The organism is Bacterioplanes sanyensis, from assembly GCF_014652515.1.
Classification (GTDB): Bacteria; Pseudomonadota; Gammaproteobacteria; order Pseudomonadales; family Oceanobacteraceae; genus Bacterioplanes; species Bacterioplanes sanyensis.
Genome location: NZ_BMYY01000008.1, coordinates 102,157 through 118,966 on the forward strand (window position 1 = coordinate 102,157; position 16,810 = coordinate 118,966).

15 protein-coding genes and 1 tRNA gene are annotated in these 16,810 nt (G+C 54.9%); 11 read left to right on the forward strand and 5 right to left on the reverse strand.

Going from position 1 to position 16,810, the window contains the following annotated elements:
- Positions 1-11: 11 nt before the first annotated feature.
- The 3 genes from IE090_RS12410 to IE090_RS12420 all read right to left on the reverse strand — a co-directional run bounded on the left by IE090_RS12410 (position 12) and on the right by IE090_RS12420 (position 3,146).
- Positions 12-1,352 carry an ATP-binding protein gene (locus IE090_RS12410; protein WP_189388708.1) on the reverse strand — a complete coding sequence of 447 codons (1,341 nt, stop codon included), beginning with the start codon at positions 1,350-1,352 and terminating at the stop codon, positions 12-14.
- Between the two features lie 2 nt (positions 1,353-1,354).
- The gene (locus tag IE090_RS12415; protein ID WP_189388775.1) at positions 1,355-2,044 is read right to left on the reverse strand and encodes a response regulator; all 690 of its coding nucleotides are present in this window, start codon (positions 2,042-2,044) and stop codon (positions 1,355-1,357) included.
- An 82-nt stretch (positions 2,045-2,126) separates the two neighbouring features.
- Entirely contained in the window at positions 2,127-3,146 is a 1,020-nt protein-coding gene (locus IE090_RS12420) for an AI-2E family transporter (protein WP_189388709.1), read from the reverse strand.
- Between the two features lie 115 nt (positions 3,147-3,261).
- Between IE090_RS12420 and IE090_RS12425 the strand changes: the two genes are divergently transcribed.
- The 4 genes from IE090_RS12425 (at position 3,262) to IE090_RS12440 (ending at position 6,967) form a co-directional block, all read left to right on the forward strand.
- Positions 3,262-3,346: transfer RNA gene (locus IE090_RS12425), tRNA-Leu, on the forward strand.
- Between the two features lie 19 nt (positions 3,347-3,365).
- Entirely contained in the window at positions 3,366-3,701 is a 336-nt protein-coding gene (locus tag IE090_RS12430; protein ID WP_189388710.1) for a CidA/LrgA family protein, read from the forward strand.
- Positions 3,694-4,389 (forward strand): LrgB family protein, encoded by a 696-nt coding sequence (locus IE090_RS12435; protein ID WP_189388711.1) that lies wholly within the window; start codon positions 3,694-3,696, stop codon positions 4,387-4,389. The genes IE090_RS12430 and IE090_RS12435 overlap by 8 nt, the downstream gene beginning before the upstream one ends.
- Positions 4,390-4,489: 100 nt before the next feature.
- The gene (locus tag IE090_RS12440) at positions 4,490-6,967 is read left to right on the forward strand and encodes a hybrid sensor histidine kinase/response regulator (protein WP_189388712.1); all 2,478 of its coding nucleotides are present in this window, start codon (positions 4,490-4,492) and stop codon (positions 6,965-6,967) included.
- Between the two features lies 1 nt (position 6,968).
- Here IE090_RS12440 and nudE read toward each other — a convergent pair whose 3' ends face one another.
- Positions 6,969-7,532 (reverse strand): ADP compounds hydrolase NudE, encoded by a 564-nt coding sequence (nudE, locus tag IE090_RS12445; RefSeq protein WP_189388713.1) that lies wholly within the window; start codon positions 7,530-7,532, stop codon positions 6,969-6,971.
- A 45-nt stretch (positions 7,533-7,577) separates the two neighbouring features.
- Between nudE and yrfG the strand changes: the two genes are divergently transcribed.
- The 6 genes from yrfG to gshA all read left to right on the forward strand — a co-directional run bounded on the left by yrfG (position 7,578) and on the right by gshA (position 15,583).
- Entirely contained in the window at positions 7,578-8,237 is a 660-nt protein-coding gene (gene yrfG / locus IE090_RS12450; protein WP_189388714.1) for a GMP/IMP nucleotidase, read from the forward strand.
- A 40-nt stretch (positions 8,238-8,277) separates the two neighbouring features.
- Complete coding sequence (gene hslR, locus IE090_RS12455; RefSeq protein ID WP_189388715.1) at positions 8,278-8,673, forward strand: ribosome-associated heat shock protein Hsp15; 396 nt, start codon at positions 8,278-8,280, stop codon at positions 8,671-8,673.
- A gap of 1 nt (position 8,674) precedes the next feature.
- Positions 8,675-9,523, forward strand: a complete 849-nt coding sequence (gene hslO / locus IE090_RS12460) for an Hsp33 family molecular chaperone HslO (RefSeq protein ID WP_189388716.1) — start codon at positions 8,675-8,677, stop codon at positions 9,521-9,523.
- 224 nt (positions 9,524-9,747) lie between these two features.
- Entirely contained in the window at positions 9,748-11,286 is a 1,539-nt protein-coding gene (locus IE090_RS12465) for a phosphoenolpyruvate carboxykinase (protein ID WP_189388717.1), read from the forward strand.
- Between the two features lie 286 nt (positions 11,287-11,572).
- A complete protein-coding gene (locus IE090_RS12470) occupies positions 11,573-13,903 on the forward strand; it encodes a Tex family protein (protein ID WP_189388718.1) in 2,331 nt (776 codons plus the stop codon).
- A 117-nt stretch (positions 13,904-14,020) separates the two neighbouring features.
- The gene (gene gshA / locus IE090_RS12475; protein WP_308428507.1) at positions 14,021-15,583 is read left to right on the forward strand and encodes a glutamate--cysteine ligase; all 1,563 of its coding nucleotides are present in this window, start codon (positions 14,021-14,023) and stop codon (positions 15,581-15,583) included.
- 12 nt (positions 15,584-15,595) lie between these two features.
- Here the strand turns inward: gshA and IE090_RS12480 are convergent, their stop codons facing one another.
- Entirely contained in the window at positions 15,596-16,027 is a 432-nt protein-coding gene (locus tag IE090_RS12480) for a flagellar basal body-associated FliL family protein (protein ID WP_189388719.1), read from the reverse strand.
- Positions 16,028-16,147: 120 nt separating this feature from the next.
- Between IE090_RS12480 and IE090_RS12485 the strand changes: the two genes are divergently transcribed.
- Positions 16,148-16,678 carry a disulfide bond formation protein B gene (locus tag IE090_RS12485; RefSeq protein ID WP_189388720.1) on the forward strand — a complete coding sequence of 177 codons (531 nt, stop codon included), beginning with the start codon at positions 16,148-16,150 and terminating at the stop codon, positions 16,676-16,678.
- The last annotated feature ends 132 nt before the right edge of the window (positions 16,679-16,810 follow it).

The following is a 16,810-nucleotide window of genomic DNA, read 5'->3' on the forward strand; positions in this document are numbered from 1 at the left end:
CTATGCTTTGATCAGTGATTTATCTTACGTGGTAACCGTATTGTTATTTGAAGACCGGGTGATCGGTTTTCAGCACGGATCATTCCGTCGTGCAGTTCAACAATGCGTTTGACCAGTGCCAAACCGATGCCGTAGCCCCCGCTAGCATGGTCCCGGGCACTGTCGACCTGGGTGAAGGGATCAAAAATACGCTGTAACTCATCATCGGGAACGCCAGGCCCCTGATCGGCAACGGCCAGGTTGACCCAGTCACCGTCGCTTTCCAGAGCGACCAGCAGTTCGCTGTGTTCCGGTGCAAAGCGGATGGCATTGCGCAAGATATTATCGAACGCGCGTTCGATCAAAACCCAGTCCCACTCGCAGGTCAATGGTACCGGATTATTCTGGCGTTGTAGGCGTAATTGTTTGTCGTCAATTTCAATAGCCGCGTCACTTAGCCAGTCATCCAGCCGGCTATCAACGTCGTCTTCTTCCAGCAACAAGGCGCGGCTGTCTTGTTGTTGCAGGCGCGCTAGGTCGAGTATCTGCCCCACCAGGCCATCCACTTGGGCTACAGCGCGCTCAATGCGGTCATGCTCCGTGGCCAACGCATCTTGTTGGTCTTTTTTGCGGGCAATGCCCAAGGCAATTTGCAAGCGTGTTAGCGGTGAGCGCAGTTCATGTGAGACATCACGCAGCAGCTGCTGGTGACTTTGCAGTAGTCGCTGTAGTGCTGCCGCCATGTCGATCACTTCGCCCGAAAGGGCGCCAATTTCATCATGGCGATGCTCATCCGCGCGCAGGCCGGAAACGTCAAAGTTGCCCTGTGCTAGCTGGCGTGCTGCACGCTGTAGACGCCTAATGGGCCGAGTCAGGCTCCAAACTAGGGTAAAGCACAACAGGGTCACCACAGCCACCACGGCCACGGGGACCATCCAGCGGTGCTCATCTTCAAGGAAACTCCCCCATTGTTGGCGGCTGATGGCCACATATAGGTAGTCGCCCCGTGCTACTGGGCCGATCATCAGCCAGCCATCGTCTTGGCCCCATAAAATACGACCCGACTCTTCAGCGGCATCTACGAACTCTTCGACATCATGGGGGAGCTGGCGCACGCGGTCACTGGCCACGGCAACCAGATTCCAACCCGGACGTAGCTTGCGCCATAGTTTGCGATCTTCGGCAATGATCGGTGGTTTGCGCTCTAACAAACGAATCAGATGCATTTGCTCGCGAGGTGTGGCTTGGCGAAAGTAGTCGTCGCCAATCCAATCACTGGTGACGACGGCCGCCAGCATGGCCAGAAAGATCACTGACCAGAACCAAAAGAAGACTTTAAAGAAGAGGGAGCGATACCAGCGGGTGGTGCGCACGCTTATACCTGAATCAGCATGTAGCCACGGCTGCGTACGGTCTTGATCCAATCGGTATCGTCATCGCGCTTGCCCAGTTTTTTACGCAAATTGCTGACGTGCATGTCGATGGAGCGGTCATAGGCCATTAAAGGCCGGCCCAGTGCTGCGAGCGATAGCGTGTCCTTGTCGACCAGCTCGCCGGTGTTTTCCATCAAGCATTGCAGTACGCCAAACTCAGCCCCGGTGAGCGATACGCGCTCGCCTTCCAGAGTCACTTCCCGCGTTGCTGGGTCCAGCACCAACTCGCCGACCTGATATGGGTTGTGACTGCTGCTGTCTTCGGCGCTGAAGTCGATGCGACGAAATAGCGCTTTGATACGTGCCACCAGCTCATGGTGGTGATATGGCTTGGCGATGTAGTCATCGGCACCGTGCTCTAAACCTAACACCCGATCGACGCTTTCACCGCGCGCGGTCAGCATGATGACCGGGATGGACGACTGCTCGCGCAGGGCTTTGAGCACTTCAAAACCGTTCATTTTCGGCAGCATCACATCCAGCAGCACCAGATCGAAATCACCGGACAGCGCTGCTTGCAAACCGGCCTCGCCATCGTGTCGGGCGCCCAGCTCAAAGCCTTCCATTGCTAGGTATTCCTGCAGCAGCTCAGCCAGTTCAAAGTCGTCGTCGATCAGCAGAATGCGGTTCATTGCGTATTTATTAGCCATATATTTGAGCTTCGCAGTTTAATCCACCACCCTCAGGTGCCCAGTGTTTTTACCCTTCCTTACCTCAATGATCGAGCAAGGTCGCTAACCAGCGGGTTTGCGGGCGGGTTTCGAGAGCAATTTTAACCACCATGGTCAGCGGAATGGAGAGCAACATACCAACCGGCCCCAAAACCCATCCCCAAAACACCAACGACAGAAAGACCACCAGCGTCGATAACCCCAAGGTGCGCCCCATTAAGCGCGGCTCAACGACGTTGCCAAACAAGGTGTTGGCGCCAACAAACACCGCGGCCGTTAACAATGCTGAGCCGAGCCCTAGCTGAATTAGAGCGATCAATACCGCCGGCACAGCCGCAATAATCGAGCCGATGTTAGGAATGTAATTGAGCAGGAAAGCCACCAGCCCCCACAGCGGTGCGTAATCCACACCGATAATGCTCAGCGCAATCGCAATGACTAGGCCGGTACCAAAGCTCACCAGCGTTTTAATCGCTAAATACTGTTGTACCGACTGGCTAAAACGAGCAAAGTGCTCAAACGCCAATGTTTGCTCACCAAAGGCGCGCTTTACCTTGTCCGGAAAACCCGAGGCTTCCAGCAAGATAAACACCACGGTAAACAGAATTAAAAAGGTATTAGTCAGCACTCCACCTAAGCCGTTAAACACCGAGGCGACGGTTTTCATGACCACACCCGGGTTTACATACTCCTTGACCAAGTCATTGGCCACTTCAATCCCCAGTGCACGTAGCTGTGCAATGCCTTGCTGCAGCAAAGCGTTCAGCTTTTGCTCATACAGTGGCATATCTTGATAGAAGGCATTCACAGTACCGCCCACAAACGTCGCTAGCCCCATGCCGATCACTACAAACAGGCTTACCAGTAGCAATACCGCTAGCACACTTGGCACGCGGTGACGCGTCAGCCAGGCCATCAACGGCGCGCTCATCACAGCAATAAAGACCGCTAGCAAAAATGGCACCAGCATCGACGCCGCACTTTTAATACCGGCGATGACGACGACGGCTGCGGCGGCGGTCAAAACCAAGTTGTTCGCCAAGCGGGACTCATCAGAGGCCATGGTTGTTCTCCGTCACTCATGTTTGCGCCTGAGTATGCCACAGCGACGTCAGCACACGATGTTGAAAATCGCACTTGTGTTTGTTGAAACAAGGCGTTAACATGCGCGGCCTGTCGCGGAAGTGGTGGAATTGGTAGACACGCTGGATTTAGGTTCCAGTGCCTCACGGCGTGAGAGTTCGAGTCTCTCCTTCCGCACCATCCTTTGCCGGAGTCGATCATGCCAGGATTGCTAATACTGCTGGCATGCCTACTGTTAGGGCATTTTTTTCATAACGTATTCACGTTACCCGTACCAGCAGCCATTATCGGTATGCTGATACTTTTAGTCAGTTTGTTGCTTGTGGGCAAAACGCCACAATCGTTACAACAAACAACACGCACTTTATCTCCACTCCTACCGCTATTTCTAATGCCTGTTAGTACTGGCATCGTCACCCAAGGCGAAACCATTGCCCGCCACGGTCCTGCCTTGCTAGTGATTCTAATTGTCAGCCTGATTCCGGGTATTTTGGTGTGCGGCTGGATTATGGGAAAAGGCTACTTCCATGACTGAGCTACTGCAACTGCCATTATTTTGGGCCAGCGCCACTCTGGCAGCGTTTTTAATCGGCCAGCAAGTGTACTTGCGCAGCGGCAGCAATCCGCTGTTTCCCCCGATTCTTATCGGTGTTGCGCTGCTCTCTGGCCTATTACTGCTGACGGGCACGCCCTATCCGGTGTATATGCAAGGCGGCGAGCTCATCAACATGATGCTAGGGCCGGTGATTGTGATGCTGGCGGTGCCTCTGTATCAGTATTTGCATACCATGCGCCGTCATTGGCAGCGCGTCATTATCGCTATTGCCTGCGGCAGCGGTACCACCATCGTCGTTGCTGGTGCACTCACCTATTGGTGGATCGGCGACCTGCCACTGAGTCGCACCATCGCCACCAAATCCATCACCACGCCTGTGGCCGTTGCCATCAGTGACCAAGTTGGCGGACTGGCGGCGATGGCCTCTGCATTTGTCATTGCTACCGGTATTCTGGGTGCCCTAATGGCACCGCCCCTGCTGCGCCTAATTCGCCGCGACCAGCCTCATACCGTGGGCCTAACGCTGGGTATTTGCGCCCACGCTATCGGTACCAGTCGGGCCTTGGAGTTGGGGCAGCAGCAAGCCGCTTATGCCGCACTGGCCATGACGTTAACCGCAACCTTGCACGCACTGGTGTTGCCGTCTCTACTGCCGTGGCTGATTTAGCCAATCAGCACTATGGTTGAAAGGGGGTTCGTGCGCTGCTGGCTGGCCAGATAGCGACGAAATAAAAGGCACAAATAGCCTGTACGGGCTGAGGGCAGGCATGGGGCGTCGCTTACAACACATCTGGCTGCTGGCACTGCTCAGCGCGATCGGTATTTCATTGCTGATCATGGCCTTGCTGATTAAGCAGCAGGTACGCCAAGAATACCGTTCCATGCAACTCTGGTCGGCCGAGCTGGCGAACTATGCAAGGCGTCAGCAAGCGCCGCCCGCTACCTTGATGCAGGCGCTCACCAACCAAGGGTATTGGGTGAAATTGGTGGCGCAGCAAGGCAATCAAATCGCTGTTTTGGCCAGTAACACCCGTGCTGCCAACCTCAACGATGCTCGTCAGATATTGCGTGATGGCGGTGCTGAGTCGCGCTTGAGTCGTTTAAATGGCCAACTGCATTTACTGCACCACACACTTGTGAGCGAGCATACCGCCGTCATCATGTACCGCCCCCTGCGTGATCTTTATGGTGGCTTTGTCACCATGGGTGTTGCAGTGCTGGTGGCCAGTCTGATGGTATTGCTGCTGTTGTTTGCCATGTTTCGACGCTTGGTTATGCCACTTATCAAGCGCTTGCGACAGAGTCAGCTCCAACAAAGCTTGGGCTGGGAGTTTATGTCTGGCATAGCCTTGCAGCTGAGTGCTAGCGGGTTTGTTTTGGACGCCAATCCGCGTTTTCGTAATAGCTTCAAGGTCGAGGAGGGGCAGCGATTTATTGATTACTTACCTGTTGAGCAACAAGCTGTGGTTGAGCAGCATTTCAAGTTGGCGTTAGCGAGTCAGCAAGCCATTAACTTTGACTGCCAACTGATCGATCAGCAGGGCAACCTGACGGACTGGACATTGCACGTCCACCTTTTGCATACCAACGACCGCTCGTATTTGCTGATCAATGGCGACGACATCAGCAAGCGCTCGCGCACAGAGCGACAGCTGCGCATGGAGCAACAGCGTCTCAATACCTACTTCGATGCCATGCAGACCTTGCTGGTCATATGCGACCGTGAGGGCAACATTACCCGCATGAATGCCCATATGCGCCAGCTGCTGCAGTTACCTGATGAGCAGGTGTTGCGGCAGCCGATATTTACGCTGTTGCCGCGCAGTCACGCCGAGCGCATGCGCCAACAGTGGCAGCACCTCAGCGGCGGCGACGAGCAACGTCCCGGCGAGCAGATTGACTATCCGCTCATCGCTGCCACGGGTAAAAGCTACCTGATTAGCTGGCGCATTACCCGCATTGAAGGCCAGCGCAGCGAAGACGATGACTACCTGCTGGCCGGCGTTGATATGACCGCCAGCGTGGCGCAACAGCAAGCGCTGGCGGATGCCAACGAAAAAATCCGTGAAGCATTGGCCAAAGCCGAAGCTGCAAACCGCAGTAAGACCATCTTCTTGGCGAACATGAGCCATGAAATTCGCACCCCAATGAATGGCATTCTGGGGGCTGCAGAGTTGATGCAAGGCTCACCTCTAAACCAGGATCAACACCACTACCTTGAAATCATTAGTAAGTCGTCGCAGTCGCTGTTGGGCATCATCAACGACATTCTCGACCTCTCTAAAATCGAATCTGGCAACCTTGAGATCGATTACAGCGACTTCGATTTACAAGCCTTGTTAACCGAGCTCTACCAGCTATTTAGCGACGCCGCGCGGCGTAAGGAGCTGGCCTTGACGAGCGTTTACCAGGCTGGTTTACCGGTATTCTGGCGTGGCGACGTGCAGCGTATTCGCCAGATCATGACCAACCTCATTAGCAATGCCATTAAGTTTACCGACCATGGTCATATTCACATTGCGTTTAATGGCCAAGAAATTTCTGAGCAACGCTATCAGCTATCGCTGTCAGTGACTGACACAGGCATTGGCATTGAAGCGGATAAACAACAACAGATTTTTACCGCCTTCCGCCAAGCGGATAGCAGCACCAGCCGGCGCTATGGCGGTACCGGCTTGGGGCTGACCATTAGCCGCCGTCTGGCCAATGCCATGCAAGGTGATATACAGCTGCAATCCACCAGCGGCGAAGGTAGCTGCTTTACTTTGGTCGTCCCGCTCACCGTCGGCAATGGTAATCATGTGCTACCGGCGCAGCAAAAAACCAAAACACCGCTTAAGTTTCATGGCCGCGTTCTGCTTGCTGAGGACAACCTAGTCAATCAAAAGATCACCCTTAAGATACTGCAGCGATTGGGATTTGAAGCTGATATTGCCGAGAACGGCGAAGTTGCCATCGGCGCACTGATGCAACGCGATTACGACCTAGTACTGATGGACATCAACATGCCGGTGGTGGATGGCATTGAAGCCACAGAGCGCATTCGCGATTTGAAAATCCCCGGGCGCAGCGTGCCCATTCTGGCCCTCACCGCTAATGCCATGATGGAAGACCAAGAGCGTTGCTTGGCTGCCGGCATGAACGGCTTTGTCGCCAAACCCATCAAGCTAGAGAAACTGGCCAGTGCCATTGCTCAGGTTGCGCCAGCACTGCAGGGCAATGGTAACTCAAGCGATGCCGGATGATTTAAAGAGGGTCGCCCTGCAGCTGCCCAGCCAAGAACTGCTGAGTCAACGCCAGCGCCGCCAGCACCCGGCCCTCATTGCAGTCATTGCGGGCAAACAACTCCGGCAGTTGCGACAAACGCCATTCCACCAGTTCTAAAGGCTCGGGCTCATCACCTTCGAGCTTTGACGGGTACAAATTACGTACCAGCACCAAATCGATGCCCCCGCTCATGTAGCTGGGCGACAGGCTGATCTTCTTTAAGTGAATAAACTCGTTAGCGCCGTAGCCAATTTCTTCCTGCAGCTCGCGCAGGCAGGCATCACGCATGCTCTCGCCTAAATCAATTGCGCCTTTAGGCAGCGTCAGGGTGTAGTCTTCAACACCGCCACCGTATTCACGAATCATGGCGAAGCGGTCGTCATCGAACAGCGCCACCATCATCACAGCGCCGGTGCCGCCCGGCACCAAGCGCTCATAAGTGCGCTCCACACCGTTGCTGAAGCGAATGTCCATCGACTCGATACGAAACAGCCGGGTTTCCGCTAGGCGGTGGCGCGCGAGAATCTCTGGTTTTTTATCCATGCTTGAGCCGCTTACAATGGTTTAAATGCTGTTGAGTATAACCCTATGAAGGCCACCGATTGGCAACAAATCGACACCGTGCTGCTGGATATGGACGGCACCTTGCTGGATTTGCACTACGACAACTACTTCTGGCTGCAGCATCTGCCCAGTCGCTACGCCGAACACCACGGTCTCAGCGCCGAGCAAGCACAGAGCGAGCTAAATAAAAGCTTTATCAGCCTGCGCGGCACCCTCAACTGGTACTGTTTGGATTACTGGTCCGAACTGACGGGGCTGGATATCTTGGCACTCAAACACGAAGTGCAAGACAAAATCGGCTTTCGCCCGCACGTGCAGGATTTTTTGCAGCAACTCAGCCTGCGTGGCAAACGCAGCGTCATCGTCACCAACGCCCATCGCGCTGGCATGGAGTTAAAGCTGGCCCGTACTGGCCTAGCCGAGCAGGTCGATCGCATCATCAGCTCACATGATTATCGCGAGCCCAAAGAAAGTCAGGCATTTTGGCAGCACCTGCAGCAAGACGAGCCCTTCGACCCGCAGCGCACGCTGCTGATCGACGATAATATCTCGGTATTGCAGGCCGCCTCGGACTGGGGCATTGCCCACCTGCTCACCGTTTTGCAACCAGACAGCCAGCAACCGCCCCAACAAAACAGCCCGTTCCCCGGCATTCACCACTTTAACGAGTTGGATATTGACTGAAGCATCCCCATCATGGGAGCTAAGGTTGAGGAAATACGCGATGACAGAGACCAGCAAAGTGCGGCTGGATAAATGGTTATGGGCCGCACGCTTTTACAAGACTCGGGCATTGGCCAAAAACGCCATCGAAGGCGGCAAGGTGCACTACGACGGCCAGCGCTGCAAAGTCAGCAAAATGGTCGAACTGGGCGCTAAGCTCAGCATTCGCCAGGGCTTTGATGAAAAAGAAGTGATCGTGCAAGCGCTGTCAGACCAGCGCCGCGGGGCACCGCAAGCTCAGCTGCTGTATGAAGAAACACCCGCCAGCATCAAACGCCGTATGGACGAAGGTGAGCGGCGTAAAATCGCACGCGCCACCATGGCCGTTCCCGACCATAAACCGAACAAAAAAGAGCGCCGCGACATGCGCCGCTTTGAACGCAACCAGGAATACTGACATGACCCAAGCCGCCGACCAACTGCAGCGCTTTAGCTTTGACGGCACCAACATTCGCGGTGAGCTGACGCAACTGCACGACAGCTACCAAGAAGTGCTCAATCGCCACCAATACCCACCTGTAATTGCTCGTGCCGTGGGTGAGCTGATGGCCGCCACCGCCCTGATGAGCGCCAACCTCAAGTTTGCCGGCCGACTCACGCTGCAAGTGCGCTTAAGCGGCAGCGTTTCTTTGCTACAAGCGGAAACCAGCCACCAAGGCGAACTGCGAGCCATCGCCCGCTACGATGACCAGCTCAGCAATGACGAGCTGGACTTCGCCGATGGCCAACTGGTGATCACCGTCGAGCCCGAACAGGGTCAGCGCTACCAGGGCATCACCGCCATTGCTGGCGGCAATATTGCCCAAGCTCTGAGCGATTATTTCGAGCAATCCGAGCAGCTCGGCAGTCGCTTCTGGCTGGTCTGTGACGGCACCCGAGCGGCGGGTTTTATGCTGCAAAAAATGCCCGCCAGCGCCGACGAAGACCCAGACGCCTGGGATCGCCTAACGCATTTAGCCAGCACGCTGAAAGATGAAGAGCTGTTGCAACTGGACAACGAAACCCTGCTGCACCGGTTGTATCACGAAGAAGCCGTGCGCTTGTATCCGGCCAGCGCGTTGTCTTTCCTCTGCACCTGCAGTCAGGAGCGCATTGGCACGGCTTTGCATCAGCTGGGCTACGACGAGCTGCAATCGGTACTCAATGAGCAAGGCAGCATTGCCATTAACTGCGAGTTTTGCCAGCAGTTATATCGCTTCGAACAGCACGATGTTGATCAGTTGTTCCCTGAGCGCCAGCAGCACTAGCTCAGGCTGTCATTCCTGCCGATGTTAGCGGCCGCCACAAGCGGCCGATATGGACAAACCGCTGGCCTAACAAGACAGAAGTTGCCCAACACTTATCCTAATGGTCATTTTCTGGCATAATCGCGCGCCTCGAACGCCCGTGCACCCTCTGGGCGGTAGGTAACACAGACTGATGCGGCGGCTCTCCCCCGCACGACAACAGCGAGGACCCATCGGGCACCGATATGACCACTGTTTACACTGACTTATCTTCTCCTCAACTGATTGAACACGCACTCCAGCGTGGCGAAGGCAAGCTGCAAAGCACCGGCGCCCTGGTGGTGACTACTGGCCAGCGTACTGGTCGCTCACCGATGGACCGCTTCATCGTTGAAGAGCCGAGCAGCAAAGACGCCATCGACTGGGGCAACATCAACCGCCCATTCGATGCCGACAAGTTCGACGCTCTGTGGGAGCGAGTTGAGGAATATCTGTCACAACAGGATCGCTTCGTATCGCATGTGCACGTGGGCTCCGACTCACAGCATTATCTGCCGGTCAAAATGACCACCCAAACCGCCTGGCAAAATCTGTTTGGTCGCAACCTGTTTATCCGCCCTGATAGCTACAACGCCGCTGACAAAGAAGAGTGGCAAATTCTTAACGTTGCTGGCTTTGAATGTGTGCCTGAGCGTGACGGCACCAACTCGGATGGCTGTGTGATCATTAACTTTGCTCAACGCAAAGTGCTGCTGGCGGGCATGCGCTACGCCGGCGAAATGAAAAAAGCCATGTTCTCGGTACAGAACTTCCTGCTGCCAGAAAAAGACGTATTGCCAATGCACTGCTCCGCCAACGTCGGCGAAGACGGCGATACCTGCCTGTTCTTTGGTTTGTCTGGCACCGGCAAAACCACCCTGTCTGCCGACCCTGAGCGCTATTTGATTGGTGATGACGAGCACGGCTGGGGCAAGGGCACCGTCTTTAACATCGAAGGTGGCTGCTACGCCAAAACCATCGATCTGTCGAAGAAAAACGAGCCCATCATTTGGGATGCGATCAAGTTTGGCGCCATCGTTGAAAACGTGGTGATCAACGAAGAAACCCGCATCGCCGACTACACCGACACCAGCCTGACCGAAAACGGTCGCTGTGCTTACCCGCTGGAGCACGTTGAAAAGCGTGTCGCGGAAAACAAAGGTGGCGAGCCCAAAGCGGTGATCTTCCTTACCTGTGATATGACTGGCGTTCTGCCACCTGTGTCTATCCTCAGCAAAGAGCAGGCCGCTTACCACTTCCTGTCTGGCTACACCGCACTGGTTGGCTCAACAGAAATGGGTGGCTCTAAAGGTCTGAAATCGACCTTCTCTACCTGTTTTGGTGCGCCTTTCTTCCCACGCCCTGCCGGCGAATACGCTGAGCTGCTGATGAAGCGCGTCACCGAGTTCGACTCTCAGGTATATCTGGTGAACACCGGCTGGACCGGCGGTGCGAATGGTGCTGGCGGTGAGCGTTTCTCGATCCCTACGACCCGTGCCGTGATCAGTGCGATTCAGAGCGGTGCTCTGCGTGACGCCGACACCGAAACCCTGCCGGTATTTGGCCTCAATGTGCCAACCGCCATTGAAGGTGTTGAAAGCCAACTGCTGAACCCAATCGCAGCTTGGGGCGACGAAGCGGCCTGGACGGAAGCAGCTAAGAACCTGGCGGCTCAGTTCGTTGAAAACTTTAAAAAGTACGACGTGTCAGAAGCCATTCTGGCCGCCGCGCCGCAGCTGGACTAACTGCCCAGCTGAAACAAAAAAGGCCGTCAACTGACGGCCTTTTTTATGCGCTAAGCAATGCCGTCCAATGAATAACGCTCACCTAATATGGCAAATCAGGCGATTTAGCTATGCCTCGATCTGATGTCGCTGGTGATGTTAAAGGCGATGTTAATGTTGGAGCAGAGCTGTGTAGAATCATTCAGGGGCGCCCTAAGTCCACGCGAATTGCGACCGGCGTCTTTCCCCGCTTTTCCTGCCTTGGTTATACTCCGGCGCTGTTTTTTGATTGTTTGAGTATTTGTTTATGAGTCACGCCACCATCGGCCAGCGCATTGCTGACGAACTCGGTATTCGCACCCAGCAAGTTGACGCTGCCGTCGCCTTGTTAGACGAAGGCGCTACCGTGCCTTTTATTTCTCGTTACCGTAAAGAAGTCACCGGCTCGCTGGATGACGGCCAGCTGCGCCAATTGGATGAGCGACTGCGCTACTTGCGTGAAATGGAAGACCGGCGTGAAACCATTCTGAAAAGCATCGATGAGCAAGGCAAATTAACCGACGAGCTCAAACGCGAGCTGCTCACCGCCGATACCAAAACCCGCTTGGAAGACTTGTACCTACCGTACAAACCCAAGCGCCGCACTAAGGGCCAGATCGCCATTGAAGCAGGCTTAGAGCCTTTGGCCGAAAAGCTGCTGGCCGACCCGACATTAGACCCAGAGCAAGAGGCTCAAGCCTTCTTTAATGCTGAGCACAACATCGGCGACAGCAAAGCCGCCCTCGACGGTGCTCGTTATATTTTGATGGAGCGCTTCGCCGAAGACGCAGATCTTTTGGCTAAGCTGCGCCGCTTTATGCATCAACAAGCGCAGATATCGGTACGCGTGGTGGCAGGCCAAGAGCAAGCCGGCGCCAAATTCTCCGATTATTTTGAGCACGACGAGGCGCTGAAAAATGTTCCCTCCCACCGTGCTTTGGCGATGCTACGTGGCCGTAATGAAGGCATTCTGAGCATTAGCTTGGTCACCGGTGATCCGGACGACAAAACCAGTGCCAGCCCTTGTGAGGCCATGATTGCCGATCACGTCGGCATTGAGCAGCAAGGTCGCGCGGCAGACCGCTGGTTGGCCGAGGTGGTGAAATGGACCTGGCGCATCAAGCTGCTGAACCACCTAGAAACCGAACTGGTGGGCCAGCTGCGCGAGCAAGCCGAAGAAGAGGCCATTCGCGTATTTGGCGACAACCTGAAAGATTTGCTGCTGGCCGCACCCGCCGGCAACAAGGTCACCATGGGCTTGGACCCAGGTTTGCGTACCGGCGTCAAAGTGGCCGTGATTAATGCCACCGGCAAAGTAGTCGATCACGCCACCATTTACTGCACGCCACCACAGAATAAATTTGCTGAGTCGGCCGCGGTATTAAAGGCCATGATTGCCAAACACGGCGTCGAGCTGATCGCCATCGGTAACGGCACAGGCTCACGTGAAACCGACAAGTTTGTGGGCGATATGATCAAAGCCCAGCCCGAGTTAAAAGCCGTGCAAAAGGTGATGGTGAACGAAGCGGGTGCTTCTGTGTATTCCGCCTCAGAATTGGCGGCGCGTGAATTCCCGGATCTAGACGTGACCATTCGTGGCGCCGTCTCCATTGCCCGCCGCTTACAAGATCCGCTGGCCGAGTTGGTGAAAATCGAACCCAAATCCATCGGTGTCGGCCAGTACCAGCACGATGTTAACCAATCACGCTTAGCTCGCTCGCTTGATGCCGTGGTCGAAGACTGTGTGAACTCGGTCGGTGTCGACCTTAACACCGCCTCTGCCCCGTTGCTGACTCGCGTATCTGGCCTAAACGCTACTTTGGCCAACAATATCGTTGCTTACCGCGACGAAAACGGCGCTTTCCCCAGCCGTAAAGAGCTGAAAAAAGTCGCTCGTTTAGGCCCTAAGGCCTTTGAGCAAGCGGCGGGTTTTTTGCGCATTATGAACGGTGACAATCCGCTCGATGCCTCAGCCGTGCACCCTGAGTCTTACCCTGTGGTGGAAAAAATCGCCCATCAGTTCAGCAAAGATGTGGCCAGCCTGATTGGCGATGGCAGCCTATTGAAATCGGTCAATGCGGCAGACTTCACTGACGACAGCGTCGGTGAAATCACCGTGAAAGACATCATCAGCGAGCTGGAAAAGCCGGGCCGTGACCCGCGTCCTGAGTTTAAGTTTGCCGAGTTCAAAGACGGCGTGGAAGACATCAAAGACCTTAAGCCCAATATGGTGCTGGAAGGCGTGATCACCAACGTCGCCGCTTTTGGTGCGTTTGTTGATATAGGTGTGCACCAGGATGGCTTGGTGCATATTTCGGCGCTGTCGGACACCTTCGTTAAAGACCCGCGCGACGTGGTGAAAGCCGGCGATATCGTTAAAGTCAAAGTGATGGAAGTGGATGTGCCACGCAAACGCATTGGCCTATCTATGCGCATGAGTGACGACGCCCAGGAAAAAGCCAATGAACGCTCGCTGGGTGAGCAAAACAAAGAGCGTCGTGGCCGTTCACAGCCGAAACAACGCAGCGCAGCGCCGGCCGGTGGTGCCATGGCCGGTGCCATGGCAGCCGCCTTTGCTAACGCCAAACAGCGTAAATAAGCACTGGTGCTAACACGGCAATGGGCTGTTCCACTGAGCGGGCCCATTTGCCGGTTTACCTGCGACCAGCGCAATCCTCTATAATCTCCCGATTCCGACTCCTACTCCGAGGCGACCTTGATCACATACCAACAGCGGCTGGCCATGCTCAGCCACCCAGAGCATCAACCCCTGCTGACTCAGCTGCGACGCGGTGTTGAAAAAGAAGGTTTGCGTTGCGACAGTCAGGGTGTGATCAGCCAGCAACCGCATCCGCGCGGCTTGGGCTCTGCACTGACCCACGACAGCATCACCACGGATTATTCGGAAGCGCTGCTGGAGTTTATTACCCCAGTCTTTGTCAGTGCTCACGAAGCCATCGCCTATTTGGACGTGGCGCATCGTTATACCTACAGCCAGCTAAATGGCGAGATGATTTGGCCCAATTCCATGCCCTGTATTTTGCAGGGTGAAATGAGCATTCCCATTGCCGATTATGGCCGCTCTAACGTTGGCCAGTTGAAGCATGTCTATCGCCACGGCTTATGGCACCGCTATGGCCGCATGATGCAATGCATCGCCGGTATTCATTACAACTTCTCGTTGCCAGATGAGCTGTGGCCATTATTACAACAGCAGGAAGAAGACCAACAACCGCTGCAGGATTATATCTCCAGCCGTTATTTTGCTCTGATTCGCAACTTCCGCCGTTATTCCTGGCTGTTGTCGTACTTGTTTGGTGCCTCGCCAGCCTTGTGTGAAAGCTTCCTTGATGGCAAGCAGCACAACCTTGAGCGCTTGCATAAGCACACCTTGTACGCGCCTTACGCCACCTCATTGCGCATGAGCGACCTAGGCTATCAAAATGATGCGCAATCGGATTTGATCGTTTGTTACAACCGCCTCGACAGTTACATCGACACCCTTGGCAAAGCCATCAGCATCCCAGTGCAGCGCTACGAAGATATCGGCATTCAAGATGAGGACGGTACCTTCAAGCAGCTCAATACCAACTTGCTGCAAATCGAAAACGAGTATTACAGCGATATTCGCCCGAAACGCGTTGGGCCAAATGGTGAAAAGCCGCTGCAAGCGCTGGATAAATATGGCGTAGAGTACATTGAAGTGCGCAGCACCGACCTCAACCCCTTCCTGCCTCTGGGGCTGGATGTGCCGCAAATGCAGTTTATGGATGTGTTCCTAACTTGGTGTTTGTTGCAACCTAGCCCAGAGCTGGATATGGACGAATATCTGCGTATTCGCCGCAACCAGCAAAAAGCCCTGATGGAAGGGCGTAAGCCAAGCCTTCAGCTGGAAAGCGCTGACGGTGAACGCAGCCTGGTCGATTGGGGGCGCGAGGTATTGGAAGGCATGCGTGGCTTGGCTGAGCAAATGGATGCCGCCAATGGTCACAGCTTCCATATCGATAGCCTGAACCAGCAGTTACTAAAGCTGGCCGATAGCGAGCTGACGCCATCCGCGAAGGTGCTGGCCGCTTTGCGTGAACAGTCGCTTGAGTTTGGGGAATTTACCCGCCAGCAAGCACTGCAGCATCGCAAGACCTTGTCTGAGCCGCTGGCCGCCGAAGTGCGTCAACGCTGGCAGCAACAGGCGGAGGCATCGCTAGAGCAGCAATACGCGATGGAGGCCGCCGACGACCGGCCCTTCGCACAGTTTTTGGCCGAGTATCAGCAGCGCTAACACAGCTGCAGGTCAGTTCTGTACTACAAAATTACTGAAATAGAGGTCGTCTATATAAGGCGACCCTTCTAGCTCCACCATCACAGCGCGTACTTCATCCAACGCCACTTGGCGCAGGGACTCTCGCCCTTGGGCGGTATTCATCACATCGCCTTCCTGGGCACTGAGCAGCATCACCAAATTGTTGCGAATGTAGGGCTTATGGTGGCTGACGCGTGATGCTGCATCGCTACCCGTCACCCGCAGGGCTACCTCCGTACGCAAGTATTTCATGCGCCCTTCGCTGCCGTAATTTAGAACAAACGCCGGCTCCAAATGAATGTACCTCGCTTGTGCTGATGCCTCAGCGGCGCTTTCTTCGTCAACAGCCTCCTCCTCAGCACTGGCCCAGATTGGCCATGCCAACAGCAAAGACATGATCGCCAGCAATGCCGCACGGAACATATCGACTCTCCTGTAAACTAATAGCATTCTCGATTTTAGCGCATCGGCTCGGCCACAGGCTTTAGTTTTAGCAGCGCAAGTCCTAAACTCGATACGGCTTTAAACTGGATAAAAACTCTTATGTCATCAAATCCTGTTATTCGTTTTCTGCAATCACCGCAATGGCTGGGGCGAGCGGGCCTGCTGGGCTTTTTAACTTGTGCGGCGTTGCTGGCAACCGCCTACTACTTTGAGTACGTCCTGTACATGGAGCCTTGCCCCATGTGCATGGTGCAGCGGCTGGCCTTTTTGTTGATAGGCCTGGGCTGTTTGGCGGTGTTCTTCGCGCGTAATCATTACAGCTTGCGGCTAGTCACCTTAGCCTTGACCGTAGCGGCGGCCATCTTTGGCTATTGGAGTGCCGATCATCACGTGTGGTTGCAAAACCTTCCCCCCGAAGAGGTGCCCGATTGCGGCCCCAGCTTTGGCTACCTGATGGATACTCTACCGCTGACGGAACTGTTGAAGATCATGCTGCAAGGCAATGGCAATTGTGCCGAAATCTCCTGGAGCATGTGGGGCCTGAGCATGCCGGAGTGGACGCGCATCTGGTACGCCGGTTTTGCTCTGGTGGTGGGTACTGCATTTTTCAGCAATCTGCGCCGCGATTAGGTCATTTCCGGCACAAGTCATTGTGGGTCAATAAAAGCGACATCAAGGCTTGCACCTTCATTTCTCTGACACATATATTGGACTCATGTCGCGGACATGGGTCCGCTGTTTTCACGGCCGCGAATGAGGCAC

Bases quoted from the DNA above. Each gene is read 5' to 3' on its own strand.
- IE090_RS12420 (WP_189388709.1), bottom strand. From the start codon at position 3,146: ATGGCCTCTGATGAGTCCCGCTTGGCGAACAACTTGGTTTTGACCGCC.
- IE090_RS12470 (WP_189388718.1), top strand. From the start codon at position 11,573: ATGAGTCACGCCACCATCGGCCAGCGCATTGCTGACGAACTCGGTATT.
- hslR (WP_189388715.1), top strand. From the start codon at position 8,278: ATGACAGAGACCAGCAAAGTGCGGCTGGATAAATGGTTATGGGCCGCA.
- yrfG (WP_189388714.1), top strand. From the start codon at position 7,578: ATGAAGGCCACCGATTGGCAACAAATCGACACCGTGCTGCTGGATATG.
- nudE (WP_189388713.1), bottom strand. From the start codon at position 7,532: ATGGATAAAAAACCAGAGATTCTCGCGCGCCACCGCCTAGCGGAAACC.
- IE090_RS12485 (WP_189388720.1), top strand. From the start codon at position 16,148: ATGTCATCAAATCCTGTTATTCGTTTTCTGCAATCACCGCAATGGCTG.
- IE090_RS12465 (WP_189388717.1), top strand. From the start codon at position 9,748: ATGACCACTGTTTACACTGACTTATCTTCTCCTCAACTGATTGAACAC.
- IE090_RS12415 (WP_189388775.1), bottom strand. From the start codon at position 2,044: ATGAACCGCATTCTGCTGATCGACGACGACTTTGAACTGGCTGAGCTG.
- IE090_RS12435 (WP_189388711.1), top strand. From the start codon at position 3,694: ATGACTGAGCTACTGCAACTGCCATTATTTTGGGCCAGCGCCACTCTG.
- IE090_RS12440 (WP_189388712.1), top strand. From the start codon at position 4,490: ATGGGGCGTCGCTTACAACACATCTGGCTGCTGGCACTGCTCAGCGCG.
- hslO (WP_189388716.1), top strand. From the start codon at position 8,675: ATGACCCAAGCCGCCGACCAACTGCAGCGCTTTAGCTTTGACGGCACC.
- IE090_RS12430 (WP_189388710.1), top strand. From the start codon at position 3,366: ATGCCAGGATTGCTAATACTGCTGGCATGCCTACTGTTAGGGCATTTT.
- IE090_RS12480 (WP_189388719.1), bottom strand. From the start codon at position 16,027: ATGTTCCGTGCGGCATTGCTGGCGATCATGTCTTTGCTGTTGGCATGG.